Source organism: Streptomyces sp. NPDC030799, from assembly GCF_055572255.1.
The window spans coordinates 486,778-500,230 of record NZ_JBVIDS010000004.1; the positions used below are offsets into that span (position 1 = coordinate 486,778).

General features: G+C 73.0%; 11 protein-coding genes. 3 read left to right on the forward strand and 8 right to left on the reverse strand.

Annotated elements, in window-relative coordinates; all coding sequences use genetic code 11:
• The first annotated feature begins 9 nt into the window (after window positions 1–9).
• Window positions 10–1,260 (forward strand): M14 family zinc carboxypeptidase, encoded by a 1,251-nt coding sequence (locus tag ACZ41I_RS13110; RefSeq protein ID WP_363219131.1) that lies wholly within the window; start codon window positions 10–12, stop codon window positions 1,258–1,260.
• Window positions 1,261–1,312: 52 nt separating this feature from the next.
• On the opposite strand, the gene ACZ41I_RS13115 is transcribed toward ACZ41I_RS13110, so the two are convergent.
• The gene (locus tag ACZ41I_RS13115; protein ID WP_363219130.1) at window positions 1,313–1,738 is read right to left on the reverse strand and encodes a subtilase-type protease inhibitor; all 426 of its coding nucleotides are present in this window, start codon (window positions 1,736–1,738) and stop codon (window positions 1,313–1,315) included.
• A 108-nt stretch (window positions 1,739–1,846) separates the two neighbouring features.
• Entirely contained in the window at window positions 1,847–2,398 is a 552-nt protein-coding gene (locus ACZ41I_RS13120) for a DUF1707 and FHA domain-containing protein (RefSeq protein WP_363219129.1), read from the reverse strand.
• Between the two features lie 191 nt (window positions 2,399–2,589).
• On the opposite strand from ACZ41I_RS13120, the gene treZ reads away from it, so the two are divergent.
• Window positions 2,590–4,335, forward strand: a complete 1,746-nt coding sequence (treZ, locus tag ACZ41I_RS13125) for a malto-oligosyltrehalose trehalohydrolase (RefSeq protein ID WP_468514067.1) — start codon at window positions 2,590–2,592, stop codon at window positions 4,333–4,335.
• Window positions 4,336–4,450: 115 nt separating this feature from the next.
• On the opposite strand, the gene ACZ41I_RS13130 is transcribed toward treZ, so the two are convergent.
• From ACZ41I_RS13130 to ACZ41I_RS13145, 4 genes are all read right to left on the reverse strand, one after another.
• On the reverse strand, window positions 4,451–5,383 hold the full coding sequence (locus tag ACZ41I_RS13130; RefSeq protein ID WP_468514068.1) for an aminoglycoside phosphotransferase family protein: 933 nt from the start codon (window positions 5,381–5,383) through the stop codon (window positions 4,451–4,453).
• An 85-nt stretch (window positions 5,384–5,468) separates the two neighbouring features.
• Window positions 5,469–6,596: an aminopeptidase P family protein gene (locus tag ACZ41I_RS13135; RefSeq protein WP_468514069.1), complete on the reverse strand. Its 1,128-nt coding sequence runs from the start codon at window positions 6,594–6,596 to the stop codon at window positions 5,469–5,471.
• Window positions 6,597–6,820: 224 nt separating this feature from the next.
• Window positions 6,821–7,390 carry a PDZ domain-containing protein gene (locus ACZ41I_RS13140; RefSeq protein ID WP_468514070.1) on the reverse strand — a complete coding sequence of 190 codons (570 nt, stop codon included), beginning with the start codon at window positions 7,388–7,390 and terminating at the stop codon, window positions 6,821–6,823.
• A gap of 107 nt (window positions 7,391–7,497) precedes the next feature.
• The gene (locus tag ACZ41I_RS13145) at window positions 7,498–8,361 is read right to left on the reverse strand and encodes a LysR family transcriptional regulator (protein ID WP_468514071.1); all 864 of its coding nucleotides are present in this window, start codon (window positions 8,359–8,361) and stop codon (window positions 7,498–7,500) included.
• Between the two features lie 88 nt (window positions 8,362–8,449).
• On the opposite strand from ACZ41I_RS13145, the gene ACZ41I_RS13150 reads away from it, so the two are divergent.
• On the forward strand, window positions 8,450–9,172 hold the full coding sequence (locus ACZ41I_RS13150; RefSeq protein WP_363219123.1) for a CTP synthase C-terminal region-related (seleno)protein: 723 nt from the start codon (window positions 8,450–8,452) through the stop codon (window positions 9,170–9,172).
• 45 nt (window positions 9,173–9,217) lie between these two features.
• Here the strand turns inward: ACZ41I_RS13150 and phsA are convergent, their stop codons facing one another.
• Together phsA and cyc2 are read right to left on the reverse strand one after the other, a co-directional pair.
• Complete coding sequence (gene phsA / locus ACZ41I_RS13155) at window positions 9,218–11,092, reverse strand: O-aminophenol oxidase PhsA (RefSeq protein WP_468326515.1); 1,875 nt, start codon at window positions 11,090–11,092, stop codon at window positions 9,218–9,220.
• Window positions 11,093–11,206: 114 nt separating this feature from the next.
• Window positions 11,207–13,369: a germacradienol/geosmin synthase Cyc2 gene (gene cyc2, locus ACZ41I_RS13160; protein WP_468514072.1), complete on the reverse strand. Its 2,163-nt coding sequence runs from the start codon at window positions 13,367–13,369 to the stop codon at window positions 11,207–11,209.
• Between the last annotated feature and the right edge of the window lie 84 nt (window positions 13,370–13,453).

Sequence of the window (13,453 nt, forward strand, 5' to 3'; positions counted from 1 at the left end):
AAGTCGGGGGTGAGTCTTCTGCCGGAGCTGCGCTATCCCAGCGTTCCCGAACTGATCGCCTCCGCACAGGCGTTGGCCGCTCAGGAACCCGGGCTGTGCTCGCTCAGGCAGGTCGGCGTCTCGCGCGCGGGAAGACCCCTGCACCTGCTGTCGGTGGGGCATGCCCGGCGGGCGGTGCTGGTGGTCGCCGGCGCCCACGCCAATGAACCGACCGGGGGCTCCACCCTGCGGGTGCTTGCCGAAAGAGTGCTGGCCGAGCGGGAGCTGCGGGCGGACACGTCCTGGCACTTCCTGCTGTGCGCGGATCCGGACGGTGCGAGCCTGCATGTGACACCGGCGCCGCGCAGCCTGCTCGACTACCACCTCGGCTTCTACCGGCCGACGGGCGCCGAGCAGCCGGAGTGGTCGCCGTCCGTGCTGCCGCCGGACCGGCTGCCCCCCGAGACCCGGGCGCTGACCGGGGTGATCGACGAGCTGCGGCCCTACCTCCAGGTGACCCTGCACGGCACCGACCTCGGCGGCAGCTGGGTGCAGCTGACCAGGGACGTTCCGGGGCTCGCCGAGCCGTTCGCCAAGTCGGCGGCGCAACTGCACATCCCGGTGGAGACGGGCGCCTCGGACGCCGCCGGCTGGCCGGCCTCCGGCCCCGGGGTGCATGTCATGCCCGGTCCGGACACGGGCGCCGCCTACCCGAGCATGCCCGACGACGCACGGCACAGCACCTGGTACCACGCGCACCGGTACGGCGGTCTGACCGCCGTGGTGGAGGTGCCGATGTGGGCGAGCGACCTGGTGGACGATCCGGCGCCGCACCCGGCTCCGGCGGCGGCGATGCGGCGCCTGGCGCAGCGGCTGCTGCGGGACTCGCAGGAGGTGGAGCGCGTGCTCGGCGACGCGCTGCCCCGCCTCGACGGTGTGGACGGCCCACTGCTGCGGGCGGCGCGCTGGGCGCTGGAGCTGATCCCCGGCCTGGCCGAGGACTGGATCCACACCCCGCCGGCCGGTACGACGATGGCGTACATCGGCAGTGTGGACGCCTTCGGGCGGCGGCTGCCGCTGCGCGCGGCGGCGATGCTGCTGCGGGTGCTGCGGGAGACGGACGACCGGGCGGCACCACGGCTGGAACAGCTCGTCACCGCCTGGTGCGATGCCTTCGCGGCGCGCTTCAGGGCCCGCTGGGTGCCCTTGGAGCACCAGGTGGAGCACCAGTCCCGGACAGTGCTCGTGGCGGCACAGCAGGCCCGTGAGCGGGTGCTGTGAGGCCGCCCGCGCCGCCCCGCTCCGCCGGTGTCGCGTCTCCCGCCGGTCCGGCTCAGTGGTCCACGGCGAACACCGCTCCCGTCCGTGCCTCCATGACGCACTTGCTGGAGTAGGTCTCCTGGTAGTCGATCGGACGTCCGTTCCACTGCCCGTGCGCGTGGACGGTCACCGGCGCGAAGATCATCGGGCAGAAGACCTTCTTCTTCGGGATGCGGGCGATGTCCCCCTCGACGGAGGCGAGTTCGGCACAGGCCTCGGCGGCGCGCGCGTACCCCAGGGGCAGCGGGTCGCACAGCAGCAGTGTGCCGTGCTTGTCGCCGGACTGGACGTTCTCACCGCGGACGACGGTGAGATAGAGCCAGTTGTCGCTGAGGGGGAACGTGCTGCGGGGTGCCGCCTGGGCCGGGGCCGCGGCGAGCAGACCGGCGGCCGCCAGCAGGGCGCCGGCCGTCGCTGTGACTCTGGTGATGTACGTCATGCCCCTTGCATCGGCACGCCGGCGCGCGTTCCGCAGTCCGGCTCACCCGATTGGGAGGGCACGCGCGCGTGAGCGTGCGCCGGGTCGCGCACGGCCGGCCGTCGCCGCTCAGCTCGTGGCGAGCCTGAACGCCGTCCGGCCGAAGGCCACCTGGTCTCCCTCGCGGACGGCGACCGAGCCGATCACCCGGCGGCCGTTGACGGTGGTGCCGTTGGTGGAGCCGAGGTCCCTGAGGACCCACAGGCCCCCCTGGTGGCTGAGTTCGGCGTGCACGCGGGAGACGGTCTCGTGGTTCAGGCGCAGTCCGCACGCCGGATCACGGCCGATGCGCAGCGGGTGGGCGTGCGTGGGGTGCGGCAGCAGCAGCTTGGGCAGCCGCTCGGCCTGCCAGGCGCGGCGCAGCCGTACGGTGAACCCGGAGACGGCCTCGACGGTGCCGAGGACCGCACGGGAGAAACGGTTCTCGCGGGGCAGGTCGGCGACGAGGGCGGCCAGTTCGTCGGCTCGGCGCGCGGCCAGCGCCAGCTCCATGCGGCGTACGAACGTGTCGTGCGAGAGCCGGCCCAGGGCGACGCCGTCACGCAGCACCCGCAGCGCCTTGTCGCGCTCCTCGTCGGAGAGCCGCGCGGGGTAGGTGGAGAACTCGAAGGACGACGTCACGCAGGTGATTGTCGGACAGCGAACCCCGGGTGTCCAGAAAACGGGGAATCGGCGCCGGTCCGCGTGCACTTCCGCGACACCCGCCCGGAAAGGGCGGATTCGAAAGCGGATCGATCGTCCGGGCGGGCACGATGGGGACGCGGGACATCACGGTGATCAGGCGAGACATCACAGACGAAGGGGAACCGTCCGTGCAGTTCGAGGTGTGGGCACCGCAGGCAGAACGAGTGACGCTCCATTGCGAGGGCGGCACGCGCGCGTTGACGCGCGATCCCGGCCGCGCCGGCTGGTGGACGGGGGAGGCGGAGGCCGGGGACGGAGCCCGGTACGGGTTCGCGCTGGACGACGGTCCCGTGCGCCCCGATCCGCGCTCGCGCCGCCAGCCGGACGGCCCCGACGGGCTGAGCGCGGTCGTGGACCACGGGCGCTACGCCTGGCGTGCACGGTGGGCGGGGCGCGGGCCGGCGAGTGCCGTGCTGTACGAGCTGCACGTGGGCACGTACACCCCCGAGGGCACCCTGGACGCGGCGGCCGACCGGCTGGAGCACCTGGTGGAACTGGGCATTTCGCACGTCGAGTTGATGCCGCTGTGTCCGTTCCCGGGGCGGCACGGCTGGGGTTACGAGGGAGTGTCGCTGTGGGCGGTGCACGAGCCGTACGGCGGTCCCGAGGCGCTGAAACGCTTCATTGACCGGGCGCACGGACTCGGTCTCGGTGTCGTCCTGGACGTCGTGCACAACCACTTGGGCCCGTCGGGCAACCATCTGCCCGCCTTCGGACCGTACTTCACCGACACGCACCACACACCGTGGGGCTCGGCGGTGAACCTGGACGCGCCCGGTTCGGACGAGGTGCGCGCGTTCCTCGTCGGCAGCGCACTGGCGTGGCTGCGGGACTACCGTATCGACGGGCTGCGCCTGGACGCGGTGCACGCACTGTACGACACGCGCGCGTACCACTTCCTGGAGGAGCTGTCGGCGGCCGTGGACGGCCTCGCCGAGGAGCTGGGCCGGCCGCTGTTCCTGATCGCCGAGTCGGACCTGAACGACCCGCGGCTCATCACCCCGCGCGCCGAGCACGGACTCGGGCTGCACGCGCAGTGGAACGACGACTTCCACCACGCCCTGCACACCGCGCTGACCGGCGAGTCCCAGGGCTACTACGCCGACTTCGCCCGGGCTCCGTTCGCCGCGCTCGCCAAGACGCTCACCGGCGGCTACTTCCACGACGGCACGTACTCGTCGTTCCGGGGCCGGCACCACGGCCGCCCGCTGGACCGTGCGCGGGTGGCGGGGCACCGGCTGCTCGGCTACAGCCAGACCCATGACCAGGTCGGCAACCGCGCCCAGGGCGACCGCCTGTCCGCCCGCCTGTCCCCCGGCCTGCTGGCCTGTGCGGCGACGCTGACACTGACCTCGCCGTTCACTCCGATGCTGTTCATGGGCGAGGAGTGGGCGGCGGGCACGCCCTGGCAGTTCTTCACCGACCACACCGACCCGGAGCTGGCCGAGGCGGTACGGCGGGGCCGGCGGCGGGAGTTCGCGGCGCACGGCTGGGCCGAGGAGGACGTACCGGATCCGCAGGACCCGGCGACCCGGGAGCGGTCCTGTCTCGACTGGTCGGAGCCGGAACGCGAGCCCCACGCACGCGTGCTCGCCTGGTACCGGCAGCTGATCGCGCTGCGCCGCGACCAGCCCGACCTCACCGACCCCGACCTGGCCGACACGAAGGTGGCGTACGACGAGCGGGCCCGCTGGCTGGCCTTCCGGCGCGGTGACGTCCGCGTGGCGGTGAACCTCGGCAAGGAACCGGCGGCCATCCCCCTGGGCACCCGCCCCACGGTGGTCCTGGCGGCCTGGGAGCCGGTGCGGCTTCCCGGACCGGACGGCCTGCTCCAGCTCCCCGGGGAGTCGTGCGTGGTGCTGTCGCAGCCGTGAGAAGCCGGCCCGCCGGGTGGCGTGCGGCCGTGCGCGGCTGCGGCTGCGTCGTGACCGGTCGCGCGCACGCGGTGGAGCCGCATGTCGATACGGCCCCGCGCCCCTCCGGGGCGCGCTACGGCTCCGGCTCCTCCTTGAAGTCCGACAACCGCTCCAGCAGGATCGGCTCCCAGGCCCGCCGCAGCTGCGTCCGGAGCAGCGCGGGGGAGCCGGCCGCACGGCCTTCCAGATGGTCGGCGAGCCGGATGACCGTGTCGCAGCGGGCGAGCCACAGGCCGCGCAGACAGGGGCGGGCGCCGTAGCCGGCCAGGGTGGCGGCGCGGACGGCCGCCGGGGAGCCGACGGCGACGGCGAGCCCGGCGATGTCCTCGGCGGGGTCGCCCCAGGCCGCCCGGGTCCAGTCCAGGATGCCGCGGACCCGCCCGTCGGCACTGACCACCACGTGCTCGCCGGTCAGGCCGTGGTGGGTGAGGACCGCGGTGCCGGGCTGCGCGGTGAGCTGGGCCGCGCCGGGCGGGGTCAGCTGGTGCAGCCGGGCGGCGTCGAACTCGTCGGCGGCGGCCAGTCGTTCGGCCGCGTGTACGGCGATGCGGCGCAGCGCCTCCAGGGAGCGCGGGGCGGTGCGCGACACGCCGAGCGCCTCGGCCTGCCGTACCGGCACCGCCCGCAGCCCGGCGAGAAGCCCGGCGAGGTCGGCCTCGCCGACGGCGGAGACGTCGTGCTCGTCGGCCGTACCGCCGGGCACCTTGGTGTCCAGGGTGTAGGCGAGGCCGGGCGCCCAGTCGCCGTGCGCGACGCTGGTGGGGACGGCGACGGGCACGTGCGGGCGGACCAGGTCGCGCAGGCGCAGTTCGCGGCGGCGGTCGGCGGAGGTCTCGCGGTCGGGTGCGAGGCGCAGCACATGGCGGGTGCCGACCCACCACGTGTGCGTACGGCCCTCCGTCACGGGCCGCACATCGGGTCCCTCGGTGCCGTTGCCGCCCTCCTTGAGCAGCGAACGGACCAGTCTGCGGACGGTGTCCGCGGTGGGTGTCGGTGCGTGGGTCATGGGTCGCGCGTCGCCGTTCCTGGATGTCCGGATGTCCTGGATGCCGTCGAGGGTGTGGTCCCCTGGTTCGCTCGCTCGTGGTCTCTCAGTCCACTATGACCATGTCACGCGTGGTGTTGTTGAGGCGGCGCGCGCCGTCCTCGGTCACCGTGACGATGTCCTCGATGCGCACCCCGAAACGTCCGGGCAGGTAGATGCCGGGCTCCACGGAGAAGCACATGCCGGGCACGAGGGGCTGCTCCTCGCCCTCGATCATGTACGGCGGCTCGTGCGTGGTGACGCCGATGCCGTGCCCGGTGCGGTGGATGAAGTACGCGCCGTACCCGGCCTCGGTGATCACCGCGCGGGCGGCCCGGTCGACCTCCTGGCAGGCCGCACCCGGCCGTACGGCCTGGTATCCCGCCTCCTGGGCCTCGCGCACGATGTCGTGCACCCGGCGCTCCTCCTCGGTGGGCTCGCCGACGTGGACCGTGCGGGTGGTGTCGGAGCCGTAGCCGTCCTTCAGGCCGCCGAAGTCCAGGACGACCATGTCGCCGTGCTGGATGACGCGGTCGCCGACCTCGTGGTGCGGGTTGGCGCCGTTGGGGCCCGAGCCGACGATGGTGAAGTCGACCTGCTCGTGCCCGAAGCGGCGCAACAGGCCGGCGAGGTCATGGCCGACCTCGGACTCGCGGCGGCCGGCGAAGGGAACTTTGCGGATCTCCTCGAACGTTGCATCGGCAGCCGCTCCGGCGGCGGCGAGGAGTTCCAGTTCCGCGGCGTCCTTTACGGCGCGCAGCATGGGGAGGGCGTCGGTGAGAGCGGCGTAGGAGGTGTCGGGCAGGGCTCGCTGCAGGCCCAGCAGGTGCAGGGCCCAGGTGTTGTCGCTGATGCCGAACCGGCCGTGGTCGTCGAGGAGCGCGGCGGTGACGGCGTAGGGATCCTTGCCGTCGGTCCAGTCGCGCAGGGTGAGCGCGGACGCGCCGTCCGCGTGCTCGGCGTCCGGGGCCTCCAGGGTCGGCACGACGAGCACGGGATCCCGGCCGGGGACGAGGACCAGCGCGGTGAGCCGTTCGGTGACGGCGGTGGGTGTGTAGCCGGTGAGCCAGACCATGTCCGGTCCCGGTGCCACGAGCAGCCCCGCGAGGCCGGCGTCGGCCGCGGAGCGCGCGGCGCGCTCCATGCGGGCCCTGTAGTCGGCGGCGGTGAAGGGCGCGGGCGTACTACCGGTCATCCGGGCCTCCGGGCGCGGGTGGGGAAACGGGCGAGGGCGTCTCGGGCAGCATCCTGCCCGGCCGGACAGGGTCACGCGAGCCGATCGCCGGTGCTCCACGCGGGGCACGCTGGGCGCGGAAGGGACTCGGCATGGGGCCATCATGGCCCGCGGTGCGGAAGGTGACCAGCGAGATTCCCGGAGTGACCGAGGGAGTGTGAGGCGGGGGCCGGCACCGGCCCGGCTCAGATCACCAGTCCCGGCAGGACCGTCAACTGCTGGTACCCGCCGCGGCTGTGACGCACGGTGAGGAGCACCGGCTTGCCGGGCCGGGCACGGGCGACGGCCCGGGCGAGGTCGGCGGCGGTGTCCACGCGGGTGGAGCCGAACTGCAGCAGGACGTCCCCGCGGATCAGTCCGGCCGCATAGCCGGGGCCGGGCACGTGCACGCCCACGACCACTGCGCCCGCCTTCTCGGCGTCGACGGCCTCGACGCCCAGGATCGTCACGGGTGCGGCGGCCGGAGCGGGGGTCGGGGTCGCGGCGGGGGTGGAGCGGGCCGGCGGCCTGGGCGGCGGGGCCTGGCGCTGCTGCTCCGCGAGCCTGCTCATGCCGATCACCGCGGCGCCGACCGTGCCGATGCCGACGCCGGACAGCACCAGCAGGGTGCCGGTGCACAGGCCGAACAGCACGGTCCGCAGCCGCCGTCCGCGCCGGCGCGCGGCGTGCGGGCGGTGGGCCGGGCCGGGGGTGCCGCCGCCCTGCCGCGGATCCTGACCGGGCATCGGCTTGGGACGCAACGCAGTCTGTTCCATGGTTCGCTCGCCTCCGGCTGGTGCTCTACCCGGGGCAGCGGGCCGCGACGAGACACGAACGAGTGAGACTGGCCGGAGGGTGGCGGAGGGTAGCCATCACACAGTCCTCACGCCGCTCCCACCAGCTTCCGCACCATCTGCGCCGCCGCTCCCCGGGGACTTCCGCCGTGGACGAGTTCGGTGCGGTGGACCAGCCGGGGCGCGGTGAGCGGGACGGCGACCGTGCCGGGTACGGCGGTGGCGGCCCGGTGCGGCAGCAGGGTGAGGCCGTGTCCGGCGGCGGCGAGGGCGGTGAGGGTGCGCAGGTCGGTGCCCTCGTAGCGCAGGGCCGGGCGGAAGGCGCCGCCGGTCGCGGCGCGCAGGTGGTCCAGCGGGAGGGCCGCGTCGGGCGCGTCGAGCCACCGGGCGTCGGCCAGGTCGGCCAGGCGCAGGCCGGTCCGGGCGGCGAGGGGGTGCCCGGCGGGCAGCAGGACGCTGACGGGTTCCTCGGCGACGCCGTGCGTGGTCAGCGGCGCCACGTCCGGCAGTCGCAGCGGATCGCTCGGTGCGGCCAGCCCGTCGACCAGGCCGAGGTCGGCCGTGCCGGTGGCGACGGCGGCCGGGATCTCCGCGCGGGGCAGGACGCGCAGGGTGACGCCGACCGGCGGCAGGGCGGCGAGGACGCCGGCGCCGAGCGCGGTCGGGGTGGTGGCGAGGGTCAGCCCCTGCTGGGGCGCGGCGGCCATGCGGACGACGTCGGCACGGGCCGCGTCCAGGCGCAGCAGCAACGGGCCCGCGTGCTCCAGCAGCCGCTCCCCGGCCGCGGTGGGCACGACGGGCCGCCGGGTCAGCAAAGGCGCGTCCAGGTCCTGTTCCAGCGCGGCGATGTGCTGGGAGACGGCGGACTGGGTGTAGCCCAGCTCGCGGGCGGCCTCCGAGAAGGAGGCGAGGCGGGCCACGGTGACGTATGTGCGCAGCAGATGCGGGTCCATACGGCCCAGGGTCTCATCAGCGTTGCTTATCGATGGTCCAGTAATCATCGTTGGACGTGAAGTCATGGGCGAGCCGAGGATGAGGGGCATGACGAACACCGCCACCATCGCCCTCGTCGGCGACCGCTCCCCCCATGTCGTTTCCCACACGCGCGTGCCGCTGCTGCTGGACGCCCTGGCCGCACGCGACCGGCTGGTCCTGGACGCGTACTGGATTCCCTCCGAGGACGCCGAGGCCGAGGGCGCGGTCCGGGGGTTCGACGCCGTGTGGGTGCTGCCGGGCAGCCCGTACCGCAGCGAGGCGGGTGTCCTCGCGGCCGTGCGCACCGCACGTGAGGAGGGCATTCCGTTTCTCGGCACGTGCGGCGGCTTCCAGCACGCGCTGCTGGAGTTCGCCCGCAACGTCTGCGGTCTGACCGGGGTCGCGCACGCCGAGAACGACCCGGACGCCACGGATCTGCTCATCGAGCCGCTGGCCTGCTCGCTGGTGGGCCACGAGGCGGCGGTGACGATCGAACCGGGCTCGCTGGCGGAGTCCGTGATCGGCTCGCCGCGCACGGTCGAGCGATACTTCTGCTCCTACGGCCCCTCCCGGCACCTCGACACGCTCCGCGCCCACGGGCTGCGGTTCTCCGGACACGACGAGGACGGCCAGGTGCGGGTCGCCGAACTGCCGGGCCACCCCTTCTTCCTGGCCTCCCTGTTCCAGCCCGAGCTGGCCGGGGACGGCTCGCGCCCGCACCCGGTGATCCGGGCGCTGGCACAAGCCGCGGTCGAGCACGCGGCGTCCGGGCTCGACCGACCGGCGTGACCCCGACCGCCCCGCGGCTGCACCTTCCGGGGCGGGTGCCGTGGCTCAGCCCGGGTGGCCCTCGCCGTGGCCGCCGTGGGCACCGCCGTGGTCGAACTTCATGGCCTCGGGCGGCATCACGACGAAGGGCCGCATCATGCCCATGTCCTCGTGCTCCAGCAGATGGCAGTGGTACATGAACCGGCCGTACGCCCCGTCGAAGCGGCCCATGACCCGCAGCATCTGGCTCCCGGGCACCCGGAAGACGTCCTTGTGGCCCCGCTCGTTGGGCGCGAGCGGGATCGCCCGGCCGGTGTCGTACCGCAGCGGAGTGCGGGTGCCGCCGACGGCCGGGTCGAAGCCCGAGACGTCGTAGGCGTCCCGGCCGAGCAGCTGGAAGTCGGCCAGATGGATGTGCATGGGGTGGACGATGGGCGCGAGGTTGAGGAAGCTCCACTGTTCGTAGCCGCCCTCGGCGATGGTGAAGCCGAGGGCGTCGTTGAACGTACGGGAGGTGCGCCGGTACGTCTTCGTGGTGCCGTCGGGCCCGGTGACCTGGACGATGCCGTCGGCCGGGAGCGTGAGGCCGCTCGGGTCCTCGACCTCGGTCATCTCCCAGATCTCCGGGTGGCCGCCGGCGCCCTTGGTGGCGGGTGGGGTGAGCAGGACCAGACGGTGGCCGTGCGGGAGGTCGTGGGTGAGGCGGCGGAAGGAGCCGGAGAGCACCTCGGGCAGTTCGAAGGTGTCCTCCTCGCACGTCTCGCGGACCCGGAACTCCAGCACCGCCGGGTAGCGCACGTCGCCGGCCGGGTCGGGCACGCCCGCCGGCTGGTTGCGGCCCTTGTTCACCAGCCGCAGGGTCCGGCCCGCCAGCGCGCGGAAGTCGACCAGCAGATCGAAGCGCTCGGCCGGCGCGGCGGTCAGCGTGGGCAGGTCCCCGTCGAAGTCGATCGGCACCGGGCGCGGCAGCAGTCCGCCGTCGCTGCCTATCTGGTGCACGGCCCCCGGCACCGGATTGCCGTCCTCGTCGGTCAGGACGAGTTCGAAAATGCGCGCGTTCGACGCGTTGACCAGCCGGAAGCGGTACCAGGCGGCGTCCACCTCGGTGTACGGCCAGATGCGGCCGTTGACCGTGGTGTAGGGGCCGGTGAACGGGATCGAGACGGGCCTTCCGGTCTCCGGATTGCTCTGCTGGACGATCACCGTCTTGTGCAGCAGCCGGCCGTTGAGGCGGCCGTCCTCGTCGGTGTCGAGGTTGCGGTCGGCGATCAGCAGCGGGATCTCCCGCTCCCCGGACGGCAGGTGCAGGGCGTCCTCCTCGTCGTCACGGACGAGGTAGGTGCCGTACAGGCCCGTCATCACGTTCCACCGGGTGATGTTCATGGCGTGGTCGTGGTACCACCACTGCACCGCCTGGTGGTCGTTCGGATACTCCGACAGCTGGGCGTCGCCGTACCCGACGGCGTTGTCCGCCCAGCCGTCGTTGCCACCGCCCGTCTGGGCGCCGTGCAGATGGGTCACCGTCCAGGCGGGCAGGGCGGCGACGTCCTTGTTCGGCTCGGCGCCCTCGCGGCCCGGCTCGGTGGAGGCGGGCGGGGTGCCGGGCGCGCGGGCGGGCACCTCGACGGAGGTGACCGGATACTCGCCGTCCTTCGGTATGCGGTTGGTCCAGGCGATGCGGACGCGCTGTCCGCGCCGCACCTCGATGGTCGGGCCGGGCACCTGGCCGTCGTACCCCCACATCAGGGTCGGCGGCAACTGCGGGTGCAGGCGCACCCAGGTCGGGCGCACCGCGATCTCGGTCTCGCGCAGGACGTCGTCCGCGGCGGGGCGCAGGACCGGCGGGACGGTCAACCGCGCGGTGTAGGGCACCAGTTCGTCCGCCGCCGGAGCCCGGTCCCCCGCCGTCTCCTCGATGAGCCTGTCGACGATCTCGGTCAAGGTCGAACACCCCCGTGTGTTCGTCGTCTGTTGTTCCCCTTACTTCACAAGACTCCCGAGGGCTCACCGAAGTTCCCAGAATGCCCCGTTCCGTACGCGGAGATTCCGCGACCGTCAGCCGAGCGACAGGGCCGGTACGGCGGGTGCGCGGTCGGGCAGGAAACCGTGCGACCGGCGGCCCAGCCACTCGGCCTTGTAGCGGTCGACCTCGCGGTGCCAGTGCAGGATCCCGGCCAGCCAGTTCTGCAGATCGTGCACATAGCCGTCCATGGCGGCACGCGCCTGCTCCGGCAGTGCGAAATCGTCGTACAGTACGGGCAGTTCGTGCGCGATGACGTGTTCGAACTGCTCCATGCGCTGGGTCGTCAGGTCGTGTACGACACCGAGCGCCGTCGGATGGTCGACACCGAAGAAGTTCTGCACCACCAGGACGGCGTTGTGGATCTCACCCTCGTACTCGATCTCCTTCTGGTACGAGAAGATGTCGTTGAGCAGGCAGGCGTAGTCGAAGGCGGCGTTCTCCAGCGAGCGCACCGGGCCGCTGCGGTACACCTCCGGCGGGACGGCGGGGCCGTGGCCCATCCGGCACAGGTTCAGGGTGAGGTCGGAGCCGAACGTGGCGCGCCGCATCTCCAGGTAGTCGACCGGGTCGGGGATGCGGTTCTGGAGCTGGTTGGACAGCTCCCACACCCAGCTCTCGGTCATCATGTCCACGGAGGCCTTCAGGGTGCGCCGCTCGTCGGCGGTCATACCGGCCGTCGTACGCGCCCACAGGTCGGTGAGCCCCCGCTCCATCGCATCGGCCGGGACGAGGGCCGGCTCGCCCTCGACGGGCATGCACTGCGACAGCCGGGCCGTGGCCAGACGGGCACCGGCCACGTCCCGGCGGTGGCCGTACACCAGCGGGTAGTAGTCGTCGCCGTACGTGCCCCAGGCGATCCACTGGGCGCTGAGGTCGAGGGCCTCCGGGGCGGCGTCCGGGTCGAGGCCTGCGGAGCACAGCGCGGGGTCCGAGGCGGCGAGTCTGTCCTCGTCCCAGACGCCCTCCTCCAGGATGCCCATGCGGTGCGACCAGGCGACGAGACGGCGGCGGGCGGCGTCGAGGTGGGGGCTCAGCTCCAGCCGGTAGGGCATGCGGAACTCGGGCAGCGGGGAGGGGCCGACCTTCTGGTGGGGCACGTGGGTGTAGGCGCGCAGGCGCTCCTGGGCGGCCGAGGCGAGGAGCGCGCCCACGTCGGCGGCCGAGGTGCCCGGGCCGCTCGGCAGCTGCCAGGGCGAGCCGGAGCGCGCGCTCTTGTTCATGTAGCGGCTGGAGCGCATGTGCCATTCCTGCCCGCCGGACTGCCAGTCCTGAAGTCCCTTGGTGTAGGCGGCGATCGCTGCCGCCTCGGCCGGGCCGAGGCCCATCTCCACGGCGACGGCGGGAACTTCGGTGAGCGCGGTGTGCTCGAACTGGTGCAGGCGCGAGGTGAGGATGTCGTTGACGGTCTCGGCCGCCTCCTGGGTCGTACAGCCGAAGAAGGTCTCCAGGACGAGCACGCCGTTGCTGTTCTCGCCCTCCTCCTCGACCTCGCGCTGGTAGGAGAAGAGGTCGTTGCGCAGGTGGACGGCGTCGGAGAAGGTCTCCATCAGGACGCGCAGCGGCCGGGTGCCGGCGACGGCGGCCGGCACCTCCGCGGTCGCGTACTCCACGAGCCCGGCCGACCAGGGGGCGCCGCCCACCTTGCGGCGCATCTCGATGTACTCGACGGGGTTGGCGATCCGCCCCTCGTTGATGTTCGACAGCTCCCACATCGACTCGTTGAGCAGGTGCTCGGTGGCCACGGAGAAGCGGCGGCGCCAGTCCGCGGACATGCTCGGAACCGTGCGCGCCCACAGGTCCTTCAGGCCCGCCTCGACGGGATTCTCCGGCTCGGGCACAGGAGTCGACAGGTCGAGCGGCATGAACAACGGCAGGCGGTCCAGGTGGGCCTTCCCGGCGGCGCGGTCCTGGGTGCGCTTGTACATGTCGAGGAAGTGGTCGTCGAAGAAGAACACCCACACGTACCAGTCGGTGATCAGTGAGAGGGCCGGTCCGTCGCAGTCGGGGTGGGTGTAGGCACACAGGAGTCCGTAGTCGTGCGCCTCCAGGTCGGCCTGCTCCCAGATGCCGGAACCTTCCAGCATGCCCATCTCGCGTGCCCACTGGGTGGAGTGGGCGCGCGCCTCGTCGAGGTGCGGGTTGAGCCGCGCGGGATACGGCATGTAGAAGCGCGGGAGTTCGAACGGCTGCGTCATGGCCGGGGCCCTACCCGTGGTCCCCCACACCCATCCGCCGCCCGGGGCATGATCACACCATCGCGTGAACGGCCCGCGGAACGC